Source organism: Photobacterium sp. GB-50 (genome assembly GCF_003026755.1).
Lineage (GTDB): Bacteria > Pseudomonadota > Gammaproteobacteria > Enterobacterales > Vibrionaceae > Photobacterium.
On sequence record NZ_PYNX01000003.1, the window covers coordinates 347,570 to 366,924 of the forward strand.

General features: G+C 37.5%; 15 protein-coding genes. 6 read left to right on the forward strand and 9 right to left on the reverse strand.

Annotation, left to right across the window (positions count from 1 at the left end; genetic code table 11):
- Positions 1–202: 202 nt before the first annotated feature.
- The 4 genes from C9J41_RS06470 (at position 203) to C9J41_RS06485 (ending at position 4,276) form a co-directional block, all read left to right on the forward strand.
- The gene (locus tag C9J41_RS06470; RefSeq protein WP_107291333.1) at positions 203–835 is read left to right on the forward strand and encodes a hypothetical protein; all 633 of its coding nucleotides are present in this window, start codon (positions 203–205) and stop codon (positions 833–835) included.
- A 232-nt stretch (positions 836–1,067) separates the two neighbouring features.
- Positions 1,068–2,882 (forward strand): protein translocase subunit SecD, encoded by a 1,815-nt coding sequence (gene secD / locus C9J41_RS06475; RefSeq protein WP_107206665.1) that lies wholly within the window; start codon positions 1,068–1,070, stop codon positions 2,880–2,882.
- A gap of 4 nt (positions 2,883–2,886) precedes the next feature.
- On the forward strand, positions 2,887–3,789 hold the full coding sequence (secF, locus tag C9J41_RS06480; protein WP_107206664.1) for a protein translocase subunit SecF: 903 nt from the start codon (positions 2,887–2,889) through the stop codon (positions 3,787–3,789).
- Positions 3,790–3,955: 166 nt separating this feature from the next.
- On the forward strand, positions 3,956–4,276 hold the full coding sequence (locus C9J41_RS06485; protein ID WP_107206663.1) for a hypothetical protein: 321 nt from the start codon (positions 3,956–3,958) through the stop codon (positions 4,274–4,276).
- A 225-nt stretch (positions 4,277–4,501) separates the two neighbouring features.
- Here the strand turns inward: C9J41_RS06485 and C9J41_RS06490 are convergent, their stop codons facing one another.
- Positions 4,502–4,792, reverse strand: a complete 291-nt coding sequence (locus C9J41_RS06490) for a hypothetical protein (RefSeq protein WP_107206662.1) — start codon at positions 4,790–4,792, stop codon at positions 4,502–4,504.
- A gap of 505 nt (positions 4,793–5,297) precedes the next feature.
- On the opposite strand from C9J41_RS06490, the gene C9J41_RS06495 reads away from it, so the two are divergent.
- On the forward strand, positions 5,298–6,224 hold the full coding sequence (locus tag C9J41_RS06495; RefSeq protein ID WP_107206661.1) for a cation diffusion facilitator family transporter: 927 nt from the start codon (positions 5,298–5,300) through the stop codon (positions 6,222–6,224).
- Between the two features lie 214 nt (positions 6,225–6,438).
- On the opposite strand, the gene C9J41_RS06500 is transcribed toward C9J41_RS06495, so the two are convergent.
- Together C9J41_RS06500 and C9J41_RS06505 are read right to left on the reverse strand one after the other, a co-directional pair.
- Complete coding sequence (locus tag C9J41_RS06500) at positions 6,439–7,458, reverse strand: lipoate--protein ligase (protein ID WP_107206660.1); 1,020 nt, start codon at positions 7,456–7,458, stop codon at positions 6,439–6,441.
- A 729-nt stretch (positions 7,459–8,187) separates the two neighbouring features.
- Complete coding sequence (locus tag C9J41_RS06505; protein WP_107206659.1) at positions 8,188–8,883, reverse strand: MaoC family dehydratase; 696 nt, start codon at positions 8,881–8,883, stop codon at positions 8,188–8,190.
- Positions 8,884–9,232: 349 nt separating this feature from the next.
- Here C9J41_RS06505 and C9J41_RS06510 point away from each other — a divergent pair, with 349 nt between their 5' ends.
- Complete coding sequence (locus C9J41_RS06510) at positions 9,233–10,948, forward strand: choice-of-anchor I family protein (RefSeq protein WP_107291332.1); 1,716 nt, start codon at positions 9,233–9,235, stop codon at positions 10,946–10,948.
- An 88-nt stretch (positions 10,949–11,036) separates the two neighbouring features.
- Here C9J41_RS06510 and C9J41_RS06515 read toward each other — a convergent pair whose 3' ends face one another.
- The 6 genes from C9J41_RS06515 to C9J41_RS06540 are packed head-to-tail and all read right to left on the reverse strand — an operon-like array spanning position 11,037 to position 19,084.
- Entirely contained in the window at positions 11,037–13,160 is a 2,124-nt protein-coding gene (locus tag C9J41_RS06515; RefSeq protein WP_107206657.1) for a type I secretion system permease/ATPase, read from the reverse strand.
- Position 13,161: 1 nt separating this feature from the next.
- Positions 13,162–15,090 carry an EAL domain-containing protein gene (locus C9J41_RS06520; protein ID WP_107206656.1) on the reverse strand — a complete coding sequence of 643 codons (1,929 nt, stop codon included), beginning with the start codon at positions 15,088–15,090 and terminating at the stop codon, positions 13,162–13,164.
- A gap of 13 nt (positions 15,091–15,103) precedes the next feature.
- Positions 15,104–15,757, reverse strand: coding sequence for a transglutaminase-like cysteine peptidase (locus tag C9J41_RS06525; RefSeq protein ID WP_107294366.1), 654 nt, complete (start codon positions 15,755–15,757; stop codon positions 15,104–15,106).
- A gap of 15 nt (positions 15,758–15,772) precedes the next feature.
- Positions 15,773–16,363, reverse strand: a complete 591-nt coding sequence (locus tag C9J41_RS06530; protein ID WP_107246171.1) for an OmpA family protein — start codon at positions 16,361–16,363, stop codon at positions 15,773–15,775.
- An 11-nt stretch (positions 16,364–16,374) separates the two neighbouring features.
- Complete coding sequence (locus C9J41_RS06535; RefSeq protein WP_369917486.1) at positions 16,375–17,679, reverse strand: TolC family outer membrane protein; 1,305 nt, start codon at positions 17,677–17,679, stop codon at positions 16,375–16,377.
- 10 nt (positions 17,680–17,689) lie between these two features.
- Positions 17,690–19,084, reverse strand: coding sequence for an HlyD family type I secretion periplasmic adaptor subunit (locus C9J41_RS06540; RefSeq protein ID WP_107206652.1), 1,395 nt, complete (start codon positions 19,082–19,084; stop codon positions 17,690–17,692).
- Between the last annotated feature and the right edge of the window lie 271 nt (positions 19,085–19,355).

The window sequence follows — 19,355 nt, forward strand, 5'->3', positions numbered from 1 at the left end:
TTTTAATACGTGCTTTTCAATAAATATCCATATCTTATTGTTATTTAATACTTATTAGTATCAGTAACAAAGAAGGAAACTATTTGATTTTAGCGCTAGAAATTAAAATATAACAAGATTTTGTGAATAATTTCCTTGTCACCATGAGTATCGACGCTTATCATTGCAATGACCTTATTTTTGTTCACTATTTTTAGGTATTATGTTTCTGACCTTTGTTCGTTTTTTGATATTAAGTATTTGCTTAGGGGCTGCGTCATTAGCTTCGGCATCTACACATATCAACGAAAATGTTCAAAAGTATGTCGTGCAAAATACGATTAAGCAATGTAATGAAATGGTTGTTCAATCGCACTCTGTTAACCTTAATTCAGATGTTGCGAAATTTAACTGTAATAAAAATCAAACGGTTAAGCATTCTTCTGATAATAAACACCCATTAACACAAACACAAAGCAATAACAGTATTGGTTTACCTGTTTCTGTTAATAATTCAAAATTTGTCTGGAATTTCCCAATTTCTAAGCCAAATAAAAGCAGTGATAAGAATAAGCAACATCGTATTGAATTTAGCGATTACAATATTGCTTTAGGGACATCGAGCCGTTTATTAAATGCGCTTCATCTTAACCCTGAAGAAGTCTCGCCTGAATATCGATTAGCATTTGAGCTTCCTATCCTTGTTGCTGTACCACTTACCCTCGGTTATCAAGAGCCTCTGTCACCAACGGTTGAGTGGATACTCAAAATTAAATCATCTTCATCACGTATTTCAGGTTGGAAAGATACAAATCTGATCTACTCTCAATATGGCGAACAACTACAAGTTGTCTAAAATATTATTTATTAGTTGAAAATTACGATTCAGCTAATAGTAATAGCCTTTCAAAATATATTAATAATTGTCTGATTATTAAGTTCTATTTATCGTATCTGTAATTATATTGATCCTTTAAAAGTGGTCATATTTATGAGTATCTTTAACAAACTCTTGTGATAAAGGTATAATTATAGGTGTTCTATCGACTGCGACAGGCTGTCTGTTGCAAGGTACATGGCTAAATATAATGAGAAAAAAGAATACTAAACAGATTCTGAATCATTACGCAGCATGGAAATATGTTGTGTTAATTGTGACAGTTTTAATAATGTTATTAAGCGCTATTCCAACGTGGTATGGCGACAATGAAGCTGTACAAATCAGCAATAAAGGCGGTCCAATGCCGACACCTTTTGAAATTCAAAAGGTGTTAAAAGAACATGATATTGTACCGCTAAAAATTGAACAAAAGCCTGATAAAACAATTGTTGTATTAGATAACACTAAACAGCAAACGGATACTAAAGCGGCGTTAGATACACTGTTGAAAAGTGAAAAACGTTTAACGTTAGCATTAGAACCAGCAGCTCCAATGTGGCTACAAGACATGGGCTTTGAACCAATTAAGCTAGGTCTTGACCTTCGCGGTGGTGTTCAATTTCTTTTAGATGTTGATGTTAAGCAAGTTTACAAAAACCATGCTCAGCAATTAATGGATGACTTACGCGTTAATTTCCGTAAGGAAGATATTCGTGGCGGTCGTGCTGAATTAAAAGGTATGGATGAAGTGATTGTTCGTTTGCCTAGTGAGGCGGCAAATAATAAGGTTCGCCAGTTTATTCGGGAACAGTACCCACAATGGCAAGCTACCAATGGTTCTGCTGATAATCTTCTTCTTACAATTAGTGAGAAAGAGAAAACAGATTTGCGTAACCTAACCGTTCAGCAGAACTTACAAACAATGCGTAGTCGTATTGAAGAGCTTGGTATCACGGAAGCATCTGTTCAGCGTCAAGGTGAAAACCGTATTCGTATTGAACTTCCTGGTGTTCAAGATCCAGCGGCAGCGAAAAATGTTATCGGTGCAACAGCAAGCCTTGCTTTCTATGCTGTGAAAGAAGAAGGCACAGGTAGCACAATGATTCTACCTGATAAGAATGGTAATCCTATTCGTGTTAGCCGTAAGCCTGTACTTACAGGTGATCACATTGTTGATGCGCGTGCAAGTTTCGGTGAAAACGGTACGCCTGAAGTAAATATTACGCTGGACAGTGCTGGCGGTAAGATCATGTCTGATTTCTCACGTATGAATGTGGGTAAACCAATGGCGACGTCTTACAGTGAATATAGCCGTAATGCGCAAGGTCAGACGGTACAAACTAATAAGATCATCAGTGTTGCAACGATTCAAACACAATTAGGTAGTCGCTTCCGTATTACGGGGGCAGGTTCACTAGAAGATGCACAGCAACTTGCTTTACTTCTACGTGCAGGTTCGCTTACTGCGCCTGTAACAATTGTTGAAGAGCGTACTATTGGTCCAACATTGGGTGCTGAAAACATCAAAAATGGTTTCGCTGCACTTGCTCTAGGTATGGGTGTAACACTGCTATTTATGGCTGTGTGGTACCGTCGTCTTGGTTGGGTTGCTAACATTGCACTTATTACAAATATGATCATGCTATTTGGTCTATTGGCGTTGATTCCAGGTGCGGTATTAACTTTACCTGGTATCGCTGGTTTAGTGTTAACCGTCGGTATGGCGGTAGATACCAACGTACTTATATTTGAACGTATTCGCGATATGATCCGTGATGGTCGAAGCATGGCTCAAGCCATTGACCGTGGTTTTAGCAGTGCATTTGGTACTATTTTCGATGCTAACTTCACAACAATGATCACAGCTGTTGTGCTTTACTCTATTGGTAATGGTCCAATTCAAGGCTTCGCATTGACGTTAGGTCTTGGTCTATTAACAAGTATGTTTACTGGTATTTTCGCTTCTCGAGCCATTATTAACTTGGTTTGGGGTCGTGATTCGCGTCGAAATGTAAGGGTTTAACGCAATGAAAAATTGGATTATTAAAAACTTAACCAAATTGCGTTACATGACAGGTATTGTCTCTATCGCCTTAATGGTTATCTCTATTACTTTTATTTGTGTAAGAGGTCTTAACTGGGGTTTAGATTTTACTGGCGGTGTTGTTAGTGAAATTCAAATGGACAGCCAAATCACAAACAGTGAAATTGAGCCATTAATGGATGCAGGCTTTAATCAAGATGTTGTTGTTATTGCTGCAGATGAACCGGGCCGTTGGATTTTACGTTATGCAGCGCCAGCTAAAGGTGTTGACTATCCAGAAATTACAAAAGTTCTTGCGCCGCTCCATGCCAATATACAGGTGTTAAATACCAGTATTGTTGGTCCCCAAGTTGGTGCTGAGTTGGCCGAGCAAGGTGGTTTAGCGCTATTAGTAACAATGCTATGTATTTTAGGTTATCTAAGTTACCGTTTTGAATGGCGTCTTGCTGCAGGTGCATTACTAGCGTTATTACACGACGTTATTCTTGCTGTTGGTTTCTTTGCTATGACGCAAATGGAATTTAATTTAACAGTACTTGCTGCGATCCTAGCGATCCTAGGTTACTCGCTAAATGACTCAATTGTTATTGCTGACCGCATTCGTGAATTATTGATTGCGAAACCTAAGCAAGATATTGAAACGACAAACAATGAAGCGATTGTTGCAACGTTCTCTCGTACTATGGTGACATCTGGTACCACATTGATGACTATAAGCTCACTATGGTTATTAGGCGGTTCGTCACTACAAGGATTTTCTATTGCGATGTTTATCGGTATCTTAACGGGTACTTGGTCTTCAATCTCTGTCGGTACATTATTACCAGAGTATTTAGGCTTAAAACCTGAACATTACCAACCGAAACCAATAGCTGAAGAGCCTTAATCGGAAAATGTAGAGTTGTAAAGCTGTCCTTAAGCGAGTCTTAAGGGCAGCTTTTTTTTGCGTTAAATGTGATGTGACATGTGAAAATACCAACAATCGATTAACAATTTATTGGATAGTGAGCCAAACTTGATTTACTGAAGTATTATTTAACAGGAGACGTTCAATGAAAAATAATATCACTGTAGTATTTGTCGCACTTATGATGCTCGGTTGTACTCATACTGCTAATAACGGAGTACGTTTCTTACCTGAACAGTATGTCAGTAATGTTCAACACGATAGCATTTATTATTATGGTTATAACCAAGGTTGCAAGTCTGTATTGGCTCAGAGAGGTCATTCGAATGCTGGTTTTAAGAAAGACTCGACATTAGATGGTTCAGACTCTCGCTTTAATATGGGATGGGATGATGGGATGCAAGCGTGTGCTACGGGAGAAATGAAAGTTATTGATGATATTAATGCTAAGAATTTATCTATTTAAAGTTGTAAATGCTGAAAATTCTAATTAATGGATAAGATGAGACCAATCTCAAATAACGCAATAAATAATTTGGTAAAAGAATATAGATGTAATAATCTTCTTACAATAAGATGAAAAATGTTCAGGTAAAAAAAAACAGATCAAATGATCTGTTTTTTAGAGTGAATAATAAGAAAGCCTAGCCGTAGTATTTCTTAATCGTTCGTGTTTAATTTGTTTCTGTGTTTATGCTGCTTTTGCATCGATAATAGAGATAACATCTCCGTTATCGAAGTTGATAGTGGTTGCAACGTTGATTTCAGGTAACAGTAAATAGGCGCAATTGGTGCCATCGTCTGTGATAATTTCAACAATAACATTAAGTTGATTTTCTAAAAAATCACTTAAGCTTATATTTTTGCAATCAATATCAGAAATATGCAGTTTTTTATAGTGTCCTCTTGAATCGTGTACCCAAGTAGTGAAATTTTGCAATTCACTTTCCATTTGATATATAAAATCTGCCAGATTTCTCATAAAACGTCCTTTATGTTGATCAATATAAAATATTGACTCACATGTTCATTATGTACAAAAAACTAAATTATGAAATATAGTCCTGAAATTTTTTATAGATAGTGTGATCTGAAATGATATTTAAGGTAATTATTACTTTTATCAACATTTTTTATCATATGATTTATAAAATATAACAAAGAATAGTTTCATTAATATTTCAAAAAGGCATGGTAAATAGGTTGTTTTTTGTCAAAATATATGTTTATGGAATGTTTGTGGGCGAATTATTCGGTGTGTTACATGTATAATTTTGTTAATTAGGCATAGTGAAAACAATACTTTAAGAGAATCAATTGATAACTAATATTTAATTTATTTTTACGCTGATTAATTGTCATTATCTAAATCAAAGTAAGTGAACAATTGAGTGTTTAACTTAGTATGATTAAAGAAAATTTGTCTCATTCATGAACAAAATTCGCTATTATGTGTTGGTTTATAATAGTTACTTAATTGGTTAATTATGCCTAAAACAGCAGTAAAAGTTATACAAAAAGTTACATGGATAGGATCGATCGCCAATATTAGCCTCGCATTTATCAAAATTACTATTGGTAAAATGACGGGAAGTCAGGCACTTATTGCTGATGGTGTACATAGTTTTTCTGATCTAGTCACAGATACTGCAATACTTATTGGATCGCGTTATTGGACGGCGCCTGCCGATAAAGAACACCCTTATGGTCATGGGCGTTTTGAAACGTTAACCAATATATTTATTGGTATATTACTCGCTCTTGTTGGTATTGGTATTGGCTGGGAATCACTGACGTCTATTAGTGAACAATCACATAGTCATCCTGGTATGCTGGCGTTTGCAGCTGCAGTTACCTCAATTGTCGTCAAAGAAGTGCTGTATCGCTGGACTGCAGTGAAAGCAAAAGAAATTAATAGTCGGGCATTATATGCCAATGCATGGCACCACCGCTCTGATGCTCTTAGCTCTCTTCCTGTCGCTATTGCTGTTATTGCTAATTATTTTGTACCTGAACTGCATTATTTAGATCAAATTGCCGCGCTAATTGTTACGGCTATGATTTTAAAAGCAGCGGCTGAAATTTTATGGCCTGCGGTACTTGAAATTACAGAAGCGAAAGCTGACGCTGAAATTGAAAATAAAATTCAAGCATACGCGGCAGAGGAAAGGGATATCAAAGAAGTACATGCCATTCGTAGTCGTCGTACTGGCAGTACAATTTTGTTAGATTTTCATTTACTTGTCGATCCTGAAATGAGTGTAGATAAAGCGCATACGATTGCAGAAAATTTTAAAATGCATTTACTCGAAGTGTTAGATGAAGTGGTTGATATCATTATTCACATTGAACCTTTTAACTGCCAAGAACGAATATTAAATCCTTGTTGTGATAGCTGTGATGACAATAACTAGTTAATTTTGAGGCGATAAATTTAAAAAATTAAAGAGGCGATGTTGTTGCTGCACATTACCTCTTTATTTTTTAATATATCTATTATTAGCAATATCAGCTATACACCTTCTTATAGTAGGGGATATATAATCAAGGCTACTTGGTTAATTGGGAAGATAATTAATAAGCGGCAAATATCTAAATTTAATGAAAGAATAAAGCCGCTATTAATGACTAGATAATAACCTGTTTAAGCCATGTATTAATATCGAACAGCTCGTTTTTATATTGCTCCTGCTCTACTGTTAATTCTGATATGGCGTTACTTATAGTGGCTGCATTATATTCAAGACCAAAGAGTGTTTTTTCAACTAGCTCAATAGGTGTAGGATCTAAGCTATCTGTGAACATTTTTACAGAAATGATATGACCTTTTTTAACATCTAAATGAAGTTCAACGCCTCCCCAAGAAAAGCGCTCATCAAGAGAATGCATAAACTGGGGCGTATTGCCAAAGTTCCAGTTCCAACTTGCTTGTTGTTGGTATTTTTCTTTAAATCCAGGTAAGTCTGGCAGGTTTTCTGGTGAGATATACTCAATATCTACACATTCACCATAGTGGGCAAAAAAAGAGGCTGTAATCGCTTTACATACACTTTTATGGTCTATATTTGGAAGAAGTTCATTTAGGTTGATAACGCGAGATCTGACGGATGTGATCCCTTTAGCCTCTAGTTTCTTTTTATCAGGATTTAGATAGTTAGCTAAACGTGTCAGATCTGCACTTAGAAGAAGAGTGCCATGATGAAACCCACGATCCATTGTCTCTCTATATGCAGAACCTGAAAACTTTCGATCACCGTCTTTTGTTGATACAACGAGATCGTTTCGACCTGTTGCTGCTGCGTTTATTCCAAGTTGTTTTAAGGCTGATAAAACGATCTCTGTTGAGACGTTTTTATCATATTTTGGTTTTCCTGCCATAAAAGTGAAATTAGTATTACCCAAATCATGAAAGACTGCACCGCCACCACTTTGACGACGAGCGAGGGTGATCTCATCCTGCTCCATTTTCCTAGTGTTACATTCTTTCCATGGATTTTGAGCTCGACCAATCACAACTGTATCCGCATTGCGCCATAAAAAGAGAACCTGCTGATTGGCTGGCATATTTCGGAAAATAGCGTCTTCAACAGCAAGGTTAAACCAAGGTTGTGTTGATTGAGAAATAAAAACACGTGTTGTTACGGACATTTAACAGACCTGACAATGACTAGACAATATAGTGAATTTACAGGGTAACGTTATTGAGGTAAAGCAGAGGAAGATTCTGTTTCTATTGTACAAGGAGGTGAGGTTTGGCTTAAATCGCTAAATGTAATAAAAGTAATAGTTAAAAAAAAACCAAATCACATATTATAAACTGGAAGAATATATGATTTGGGAATGATATTTATGTTTCTCTATAGAGAATTTTAATGCGTTTTATTGCTTAAAATTAGGATAACATTGCAGGTTGTCAGAACATATAGCTATTGTTGAAAGGTAAGGTTGATAACATAAATGTTAATTTTCTAACCTGTCCCTATAAAGCGTAGTTAAAGAATACTGACCTGAAAAGCAAATAATTAAAAAAGTTGAAATGAGTGCATGGCTGAAACCATGCCTCTAATCGTGATGAAAATTTATTGCTGGCTGGTTTGTGCAGAGGGCGTTGTACTTTCAACTTGTGTAACAACATCATAAGTGATGAAGTAACCCACAAGTAGAATAAGAGGAAGAAATTTAAACCACTTTTTCATTTTAATATACCGATAGTAGAGATAGCTTCTCACCATACCATGCAAAAATTTACGATAAAGAGCCATTAATGGAAAGTTAGGTTGCTTATGGAGTTCATATTATGACCGTTATTCCGAGGCTAATTTTTATATAAAAAAGCCGAACATTATGTTCGGCTTTGCGACTTATTATTCTTATTTGTTAGAAATAGAGGCGAACAACTGATTCAGCAACACAGCCAGGACGACGACATCCTTCAATTTCAACTGTAATTTCTTGCACAATTTCCAAGCCGCGTTTAATTGGCGTGACGGATTGAATTTTAGTACGAGCACGCACATTTACGCCTGATTTTACAGGATATGGAAAGCGCACTTGGTTTAATCCATAATTCACGGTCATTTTGGCTGTAGGAAATTTTTGATCTTTAGGATCGACACTATCTGTTAATACTGATAATAATGACAGTGTTAAAAATCCATGAGCAATAGTTGTTTTAAAAGGTGATTCTGTTTGTGCGCGCTCTGGATCAGTATGTATCCATTGGTGATCTTCAGTGACATCAGCAAAATGGTTAATACGTGACTGCTCGACTGTTAACCATTCCCCAACATGAATTTCTTCACCTAATGTTGCAGTTAAGGTATTCATTAGCTTTTGAGCTTCAGGGTGCATCTCAATAGGTTCTGGCTTTTCAACTTCTATAGCATTGTCATTGGCGACAGAAACCAAGCTATGATCTTTAACCCATGAAGCAATTTGGCTATTGTTTGCTTTGTTTAAGAACTCAACCCAGTAATCTCGGATTGTTGGTGATAGCCAGTCTTTAAACTCAAACTGGTGATGCGCTAAGTCTTCACGCTTACGTTTGATAAAATCGACTACTTTTTCTTTCATAGAGCATAACCTTCGTTGATATAACCCACTTGTAGGGGGGCACGTATTTTAGCGAGATATTACATCTTCACAAACTTTTTCGTGCTTTGTGTCGCATAAATTAACTCATCCGATGAGTGAATTTTAGTTAAATCAATGAAATAGCGCAATGTATTAATGATAATTCCTTTATTAAGTTACATGCTAGTCAGAAAATTAATAACTAAATTAATGACTTAATAGTATAAGTATTATGTTAGAGAATATTGCACCTTTACTCTTCGTCATAAAAACATCCTTCCATTGTAGTAAAATTTTCATTTTTGTTTGCCAAAGTGTAGTGGTTTTTTATTAATGTTAAGGATCAACTGTGAAAAAACCATTATTTGCTGGGCTATTGATTTCGTCTTTATCTATACCTTTTTCTAACGCTCAGGCTGAAAGTCAATTTGATATACATTTAATTGGACGTGCATTGCTTAATGCTGAATCGCCAGAAGGTGCAGCTGAAATTGTTGCGTACCAGAATAACAAAAAACGAATATTTGCAATTAATGGATCTGGTTCGACATCGACGGTAGAAATTGTTGATATTGCTAATACCCCCTTAAAAAAACTCAAACGAACATCTGAAGGGGTGGTTAATGGTAGTAATTTAAAATCTAGCTATACGATTGATTTAAATAAATATACAGCAGGAAATGCGAATAGTATTGCGATTGCTGAAAAATCAGGATTAGCTGCTGTTGCTATGGCTGCTAATAAAACAGGTGAAAAAGGCGTCATTGCTTTTTATGACATAAGTAAAGACATACCTGCATTTATTAAGAATGTCGAAGTGGGTTATCTACCAGATATGGTGACATTTACACCGGATGAAACCAAAGTTGTCGTCGCCAATGAGGGTGAACCATCAGGGGATTACTTAACCGATCCTGAAGGCTCTATTGGTATTATTAGTATTAATAATGGCAAAGTGGCAGATAAAGCAGAATTACTCGACTTTACTTCTTTTAATGGCAGACAATCAGAACTAGAAAAACAAGGGATGGTTTTTTCTAATCCTAGCGGTCAAACCATTAAGGGCTCGAAAATTATAACAACAGTCGCCCAAGACATAGAGCCTGAATATGTCGCTATATCGAAAGACAGTAAAACTGCTTATGTGTCGTTGCAGGAAAATAACGGTATCGCTATTGTTGATTTAGCGACAAATAAACTCACTTTAAAAGGCCTAGGTTTCAAAGATTGGTCTAAATATAAAATGGATGCATCTGATAAAGATGGCGGCATTAATATGAAGACTTATTCCGGACTCTATGGCATGTTCCAGCCTGACACTCTCGCAAGTTATAGTGTAGATGGAAACAACTATGTCGTTATTGCAAATGAAGGTGATGGTCGCGAATATTTCTTTGATGCGAAAGATAAGGAATCATGTAAAGCACAAGGCGGAGTAGATTTTGACAAGAAAAAGGGCTGTGTGTCTTTTGTTAATGATATTCGCGCAAAAAAATTAATGCTTGCTGATAATTTTAATTATTTAAAAAATGATGAATCGGATATAGGTCGTCTTAAAGTTAATCCTCAGTTAGGTGATAAAGATGGCGATGGTAAGTATGAAGAGCTATATACCTTTGGCGGACGTTCTTTTTCTATTTTAGATAGTCAAGGCAAGATGATTTTTGATTCGGGCGATGAGATTGGACAACTCACCGCTAAAATTCACGGTAAAGCATTTAATAATGATGAAGATGAAAATGCAGGTGATGCGCGTTCTGACGCTAAAGGTGCTGAACCTGAAGCGTTAACCGTCGGAAAAGTGGGTGACAAGACATATGCTTTTGTTGGTTTAGAGCGCATGGGTGGGGTAGTTGTTTATGATATTACAGAACCACGTAAAGCGCATTATGTCGATTATTTCATTAATCGTGGTGTTGTAGAAGGTGAAGCGATCACGGGTGATTTGGCACCTGAAGGCATGACATTTGTGGAAGCAAAAAACAGCCCAACTCAAAAGCCGTTAGTGATTATTGGTAATGAAATTTCTGGCAGTATTGCGGTATGGGAAATTTCAACTAAGTAATTGTTAATAAATAAAAACGCCGATATCTTTTTTATTATATTAAGATATCGGCGTTGATGTGTAACTTAATTAAACAAGATGACGGTTATTATTGCTCTGATTTTGGCTGGCTTACATTACCTTCACGGAGTGACTTCAACACGGCATCTTTTGGACCATCGGCGACAATGCGTCCTTGCTCCATAACAATAAGTCGATCAACAATATCAAGCATACTGGTTTTATGAGTGATTAAAATCAGTGTTTCTTCTGGGGTCATATTAGTCAGTTGACGTTTTATATACATTTCAGAGCGGTTATCCATACTACTCGTTGGTTCATCCATAATCATAACGGGTGGGTTAGATAAGAATGCACGCGCAATCGCAATTGCTTGTCGTTGACCACCGGAAATAGCATGACCACCTTCACCAATTTGTTTTTCTAAACCTGCGGCATCGTGTTGTGTAAAGGCTGTCACGCCAGCACGCTCTGCTGCTAATAATATTTCATTATCACTGGCTAACGGGCGCCCCAATGTAATATTGTCACGAATCGAGCCAAAGAATAATGTGATATCTTGTGGAACACAGCCAATATTCCTACGGATATCAATATGATGAAGTTGATTAATATCAGTATCATCAATTAAAACAGAACCTTCTGTTGGTCTATATAGCCCCATTAACAAACGTTCTAAGCTTGTTTTACCAGAACCAATACGACCAATAATTGCCACTTTTTCACCAGGATTAATGGTGAGGTTAATATTTTTTAGCGCGGCATGTGTTGCATTGGGGTAAGCAAAGGATACATTATCAAATTCAATTTTTCCGCGAATAACAGGGCGATGAATGTAACGTTTGCCGTCTTCTTGCTCTAGTGGCATAGCCATCAATTGTTCAATGACCGTCATTGCTGATTTTGCTTGGTTATAACGGGTAGAAAGCAGGGCAAGTTGTACCATTGGACCAACCGCACGTCCACTTAACATGGTTGAGGCTATCAAACCACCCATAGTGAGGTCGCCATTGGCAATTAAATACACGCCTACCACAATCATTGCGACAGAAACGAACTGCTGTAAGAAACCTGCGGTATTTTGTACAGAGTCTGTTAAACGACGTGATTTTAAACTCCAGTTAGACATATGCGCGACAGCTTCTTCCCAACGGTATTGGAATTGGCTTTGTGCGCCAAACATTTTAACTGTTTCTAAACCTGATAGGCTTTCGATGAGGTTGGCATGTTTTTGCGAAGAAAGACGTGAGCCTTCTTCAATACTTTTTCGAAGTGGGCGTTGGATAAAGAAGCTATACGCCACTAATATGAGTACAGCAATCAAAGGTACTAATGCTAAAGGCCCTGCCATTATGTAGATGATCAGTAGGAATAGCAGAGCAAAAGGTAAATCGATTAATGAAGATACGGTTGCCGAGGTAAAGAACTCTCGAATAGATTCAAACTCTTGTAAGTGGCGAGCAAACGCACCAACAGAAGCTGGTTTTGCTTCCATACGAATACCCATCACACGGCTAAATATTTTTGCTGATATTAATATATCTGATTTTTTACCAGCAAGATCGATGAAATAGCTTCTCAGCAATTTTAATATCAAATCGAAGACAAAAATAACCGTAATACCAATGGCTAGCACCCATAATGAATCAAACGCTAAATTAGGTACAATTTTGTCATACACTAAGCGAGTGAAAAGGGGAGCGGCGATGGCAAATATATTGATAAGAATTGAGGCTATCAATACATCACGGTAAATATTACGAGATTCCCATAAGGTACTCCAAAACCAGTGGCCATCACGCGTTTTTAAAATTTCAGGCGAGCGTTCATCGTAGCGGAAGCGCTTTTTGACTAAAAATAACCGGCCCGTGTATTGCGCATTTAATTCATTCAATTTGATCCATTGTTCACTACCTTCATTTTGTGGCAGGACAACTTCGGCTTCACCTTTTTCTTTATCAATACTTAAAACGACACATGCGTCTCCACCTTTAAGTAGAGCGATGACAGGAAATAGAAGAGAAGAGATACTCTTCAATTCCATTTTTGTTTCTTTGGCTTGCAGTCCTGCTTTTTCTGCTGCGCGAGGAAGAAGAAAAGGAGAAAGTAAACCATCAGTTAATGGTAAATCTGCCACGAGAGCATCTGGTGAATTTGCTTGACCATAAAAACGGCTGACATATACGAGTGACTGAAGTAAAGGATCTTTCATTTTAATTCTCGTGATTCAATTGATCAGTAACAAAACCTTGGAACCCGAGGATATCCATCGCAGCTAATTTATCTTTTTGCTCAGCCGTTTCTACGCGTGTTGCAATTGTGGTGACAGAAAGGTTATTGGCCGTACGTGTGATAGATTGAAGTACATCCGTTTTTATCTGATCATCGAGTTGTGAAGTATAAGCAAAATCTAATTTAACGTAGTTTGGGCGGAGACGATTTAAATAACCAGCTGAGCTAAAGTTATGCCCGTAATTATCAATACCAAAGCGGAAGCCATTTTGATGAATGATTTCACACAGTAAAGATACATTGTCAATTTGCTTAATAAAGCAAATTTCAGGTAATTCGAATAAAACACGATCTTTAATTTGCTGTGAACTTTGGAGCTTGCTGTTTAACCAACGAATGAAACCCGTATCGTTAATACTGCTTTGTGTAATGTTAATCGCAATAGGAACAGAGGTTGGATTTCTCTCTATATCGCTAAATAATGCATCAACGATGTAGCGGTCAAAATTAGCACCTTCATTGAGTTGTTCTATCGCAGATAAAAATTGACCGGCATTAAAGCGCTGGTTGTCTTTTTGAATGTAAGCGAAAGCTTCTTTATGCAGTATTTTATTGCCAACATTGATCGCTTTTTGGAATGTGAAGTGGATAAGCTTATTGGCGATAGCTTCATCAACCAGTGCTTTCCATTGTTGCTTACCTAATGATGCCGTTTCTTTCTTCTCATGAGATTCAATCAGCGCGAGTGGTTCTTTAGGCTCTTGTCGTGCTTTGTTTAACGCATTATCAGCACTGGCTAATAATGTAGAGATTGTTTCATTGTCTGAACAAATCACAATGCCGACAGCAGCATGTAATGGTGCTATGCCTAATGGATCTGAATTAAGTTCTGAAGTCATGTTAAGCATTTTTCGACCAGTTTCGATAAGTTCTTCTTTGGTCGCGTTAGGAGATATTAAAGCAAACTCTGATTGGTTTAGACGTGCAATGGTTACATCGTCATTCGACAGTTCTTTTAAGCGAGAAGAAACTTTTTGAACTAATTGGTCACCAGCTTCATAGCCGGATTGAGTATAGCTATCTTCAATATCATCTGCTTTCAATAACGCCATACCGCCACTTGGTTTATGAGATAGCCAGGTGTTAATTTTTGATAGGAGATAACTACGGTTAGCCAAACCTGATACAGGGTCTTGATAAGCACGAATACGAAGGTTGTCTGCCTCTTGTGCTTGCTGTTCAAAGTGACTTTGAAGTTGTTGGTTCATTGAGTTAAAAGCGGTAACCACATCAGCTAGATCGCGGGTGAGAGGCATTGGAAGAGAAGATGTGAAATGCTGTGATGCCATCTCTTTTGCACTATTTTGGATCTGTTTTAACGGTTGTAATACTTTATTGAGAACAAGCGATAAAACGATTGCACCTAAAACTGAACATATAACGAAACCTAGCATGAGCTGCACGGTAGCTTTCCACAATTGTTGGTAAGCTGTAGCTGGGCTACTTGTTACTGTAAGGTTTGCAAGTTGCATCCAACCACTTGCAAGTGTTGTTGATTGCGTGATCGGTTCAATATTAATGAGGCTTTGGAACCAGCTAGGTACACCAGCAACCTTCTGAGGATACTGACGAACGATTTTCTTGTCGGAATCTAAGAGCTCAAGTTTAACTTCACTGTAAAAACTTGAGTCAAACGTTGCGCTTATCACTGATTCTGCAGCAACCATGTCTTTATTTTCAAGGTAAGGAGACAGGGCAAAACCAACAGAGCTTATTGCATTCGTTAACTCTGTTGATTGCTGGTGAACAAGATAGTCTTTTGTAGTACTGAATTGGATTGCAAAGACCGCACTGATAAATGCGAAAAATACAACCAGCATCCATAGTAAAAGCTGTCGATAAAGTGTCATTGATGTTCACTCGTTAATAAGTATTTTTAGGGCGGTGTAGTATTATTTTATTGGAACGATCACGGAGGTCGTTCCATAGGCTAAGACGTGACGCTTTTCCTGCGATTTGACTTTGCCCTCTATTTTTCATTAGCCACAACTTGCTACCATTAAAGCTGTAAATCGGTAGTAAATCTTTTCGTTGTGTTGCAGGTGAAATTTCACCTTTTAAGTTATCTAAAATTAGAGGTACAGAGGAGGGAGTAGGGTAGTAAGCGACAACCATGTGGAATTGATTCAGTTCTAAAGCTTTTACGTAAATTAATCGCAGCTTTTTATCTGGAATACCCAGTTCTCTTAATGCTTGGTATTTGGCGATACTAAAATCTTCACAATCACCGGCACCTGCACCTACAAATTCATAAGGTGTGGCCCAGTAATCTTCTTTACCCCATAACTTCTCATCACTTATAAAAACAAATTGATTGAAAAAGTTATTAACAGCTTTCAGTTTTTGCTGTTCACTTAAGTGTTGTGAATTTTGGATGAGTGCTCGCCACGCAGTCGCTCGTTTCCCAGCTCTTTCTCCGTAAAAGTGTTCTATTTTTGCGATCTGTTGCTTGTTCGTGGCAGCGAATACATTCACTGCCACGACTAAACACAGAGCCCAGAAGATTATTTTTTTCAACGTGGATTCTATTTATTAATTTTCACGAACAGTATAGATACTCCATTCTTTCACAACGTTACCTTGAGATCCAACAACTTGAGCGACAACGCGACGGCTAAGTGCGTTACTTTCTTCAACATCTGACGCTTTCACAGGATCGCTATCACCAAAACCAATAGTTTTAATGCGAGACGGTGCAACCCCTTCAGTGATCAGTGCTTGTCGAATAGCTGCAGCACGGCGCTTTGATAACGCAACATTGTATGCCGCGTTACCAACTGGACTCGCATACCCTTTTAGTTCAATGTGTGTTTTTGGGTATTTGGCTAAAAATTCACTCATATTGCTAATGTTTTCCATATAGCTTTCAGGGATTTCTGCAGAGTCATTAGCAAATAATACGTGAATATTATTCTCTTCTGAATTTTTAACATATGTAGGACAGCCATCGTTATCTACGACGGCATCTATAGGCGTATCAGCACAGCGGTCACGCTGATTGATCACACCATCACTATCTGCGTCAAACAGATCTTTTGTTTGCTTTGCAATAGGAGGCTGCGGTACAGAGAGTGAACAACCAAATAAAGAAAAAGACAGTAAAACCGTGATTACGTATTTCATTTTTAATCCTTTTATTTAACAGACTTTGCCCAAGTTTCTGGGATCTCAACGCGCATCTCATCAAGGATTAGACCGGTTGCATTAAGAACACGGTATTTTGCTAAAATACCATCATATTCAGCTGCTAAATAAGCTTTACGTGCTTCAAATAATTCGTTTTCGGTGTTGAGTACATCCAGTAATGTACGCTGACCAATTTTAAACTGTTTTTCATATGCGATAACGGTACGTGCAGAGGCATCAACGTGCTCTTGCAAGAACAGTTTTTGTTTTTTCGCTAAATCTAGTGCGCTCCAAGATAGGCGAGTACCTTCTTCTAACATGTGGTGAGCACGATCACGAATGTCTTTAGATTTGTTAATTTGGTATGCAGCACGACGAGATTTTGCTACATCACTGCCACCGTTATACAGGTTATAGCGCATTTTTAGCATGGCTTTTAGCTCATCAGTTTTACCTTCAGAGCCATTTAAGTCATCTCCCCATTCTTGTGATGCTTCTATACTAAATGATGGGTAGAACGTACCTTTTGCTTGCTTGTACTGATATTCAGCAGCGTCAATGTCATTTGAGGCAACGTGTACCACAGGGTTATTTTTCTTCGCTTTTTCTAATGCATCATCTAATGATTTTGGTAGGTAGTTCACGTCAACTTCAGGCTTTACAAGATCTTTAGGATACTGGCCAACGATACGCACAAACTGGGTGATCTTGTCTTGCAAATTGCTTTGTGCTGCCAGTAGATTTGTATTAGAACTGGCTAAACGGCCTTCGACTTGTGCTAAGTCAGCTGTTGATCCAATACCTGAGTCTGCACGTTTTTTAATGTCTGAATACATTTTTTGATGAACTTTAAGGTTTGATTCAGACAAAGCGAGTACATCTTGAGCATGAAGCACATTTAGATATGCTTCTGTGCTTTTTAATGCTTTGTCTTGTGCATCAGACAGTAATTGATAACGCTCTGCTTCTGTTTCTGACTTATTACGTTGAATATCGTTGTACGTAATCGAGCCATCCCAGATTAGCTGTCGAATGTTGATTTTCGCATTACGAGGTTTATATTCACCAGAAGGGCTTTTCGCTTTATAATCGTCATAGCCAACACCCGCTTCAAGATCGACACTTGGTAGGTAGTCACCTTTTGAAGCATTGATCAATTGATGCTTACTTTGGAACTCATTGTAGGCACTTTTAATCTCTGGATTACTTGAGAGCGTTTCAGCTACAGCTTGTTCCAATGATTGCGCCATTACAGGCGCAGCCATACATTGAAGACCGATGAGAAGAGTAATTTTTTTTAATTTATATTTCATAGTCACTTCATTATTCTCTTAACGCGGTATGTCGCGCTTTGAGTATTGGTTTAAGAAGGTAGTCAAGTACAGAGCGTTTTCCTGTAATGATATCAACGGTGGCTGTCATACCGGGTATAATCGGTAAAGCTTCGCCATTAGGTCCCTTTAAACTACTCGCATCAGTACGAATTCTGACTTGATAGAAACTATTGCCTTCTTTATCTTGGATTGTATCTGCACTGATTGTTTCCAATGTTCCATGCAAACCACCATAGCTAGTAAAATCATAGGCACTAAACTTAATAATTGCAGGTAGATTTGGTCGTAGAAAGCCAATATCTTGCGGTGCTATTTTAGCTTCTATTAGCAAGGTATCTTCCGTAGGAACAATTTCCACAAGTGGCATGCCTGGTTGAATAACACCACCTACAGTATTGACATATATTTTTTGAATTGTGCCAGTTACCGGTGAAACCACGGTTGTTCGTTTAACACGATCTTCTAAACCAATTTGGGTTTCACTTAAGCTCCCTAATTTGTCACTGGTTTCATTTAGTTGTGCTTGAATATCTGAACGGAACTGTAATGCAATATCAATGTACTTAAAGCCAGCTTCTTGAATCGCTGCTTGCGTGACAGGGATTTGCATTTTTGCAGAGTTTAAATCACGTTTCGTATCGTTGAGTGACCGTTGTAACTTCAGTAATTCTATCCGTGGTACAACACCTTCCTCAGCTAATGGTTTCGTAATATTGTATTCTTTTAGAGCAATATTGTAGCTGTTACGTAAGTTGCTGACTCGAGATTGTGTTTCAGCCAACTCTCTTTCTTTTTGCGATGCTTGCTCAGAAGCAACAGAAAGCTGGTTTTGTAGGTTATTTAATTTGTCTGTAAATTGATTGAGCTGCCGACGAACTAATGCTGAATGTGCTTTTTTAAATGTATCATCAAAAACAGGTGGTTTACGTTCAATCGTGACACTATTTCGCCAATGCGTATTATCGGCTTTGTTGCTCACTGTAACGCTCGCAAGTAACGCATTTAAACGTTGGGAGTCTGCTTGCATAGAAGCTAAGCTTTGTGTTTTTTCTTTAAAATCGGATTTAAATTGCGTGTCATCAATTAATAATAGTGTTTGACCTTTCTTTACTTGTTCACCTTCTTTAACAAGCACTTTTTTGACAATACCACCTTCCAGGTTTTGAACGACTTGAAGTTGAGATGACGGAATAACTTTTCCGCTACCGGTGGTCACTTTATCTAACTTGGCAAAGTAAGCCCAAATGAAAGCCGTGACAAAGAATAAGATCATTACCCACAGAATAACACGAGCGCTTTTAGGGGTATTAAGCAACAATGCTGCTGATTTATCATCCACATACTCTAGGTTGTCTGCTGAAATAGAAGTGTTTTTCTTGTTCATTAGTTGTCCGCGTTAGATGCTCACTAAAGGGAAATGCTGACCGACGTCCATGTATTTTGTTATTTAAAATGATCGTTCGCATTACAGTTTTTATACTATTTACTGTATGCTATCAACACTAGTATCATTAAGTTTGCAGGGCATTTTTTCGCTCTTACTTGTTCTTAATTGGTATTTATTATTGATATTTCTATGAAGTATGTTACAAAAGCTTGCAAAATCATAGTTGAATAATAAGAATTTTTAGCTAAATATGTCGTCAAATTATTGA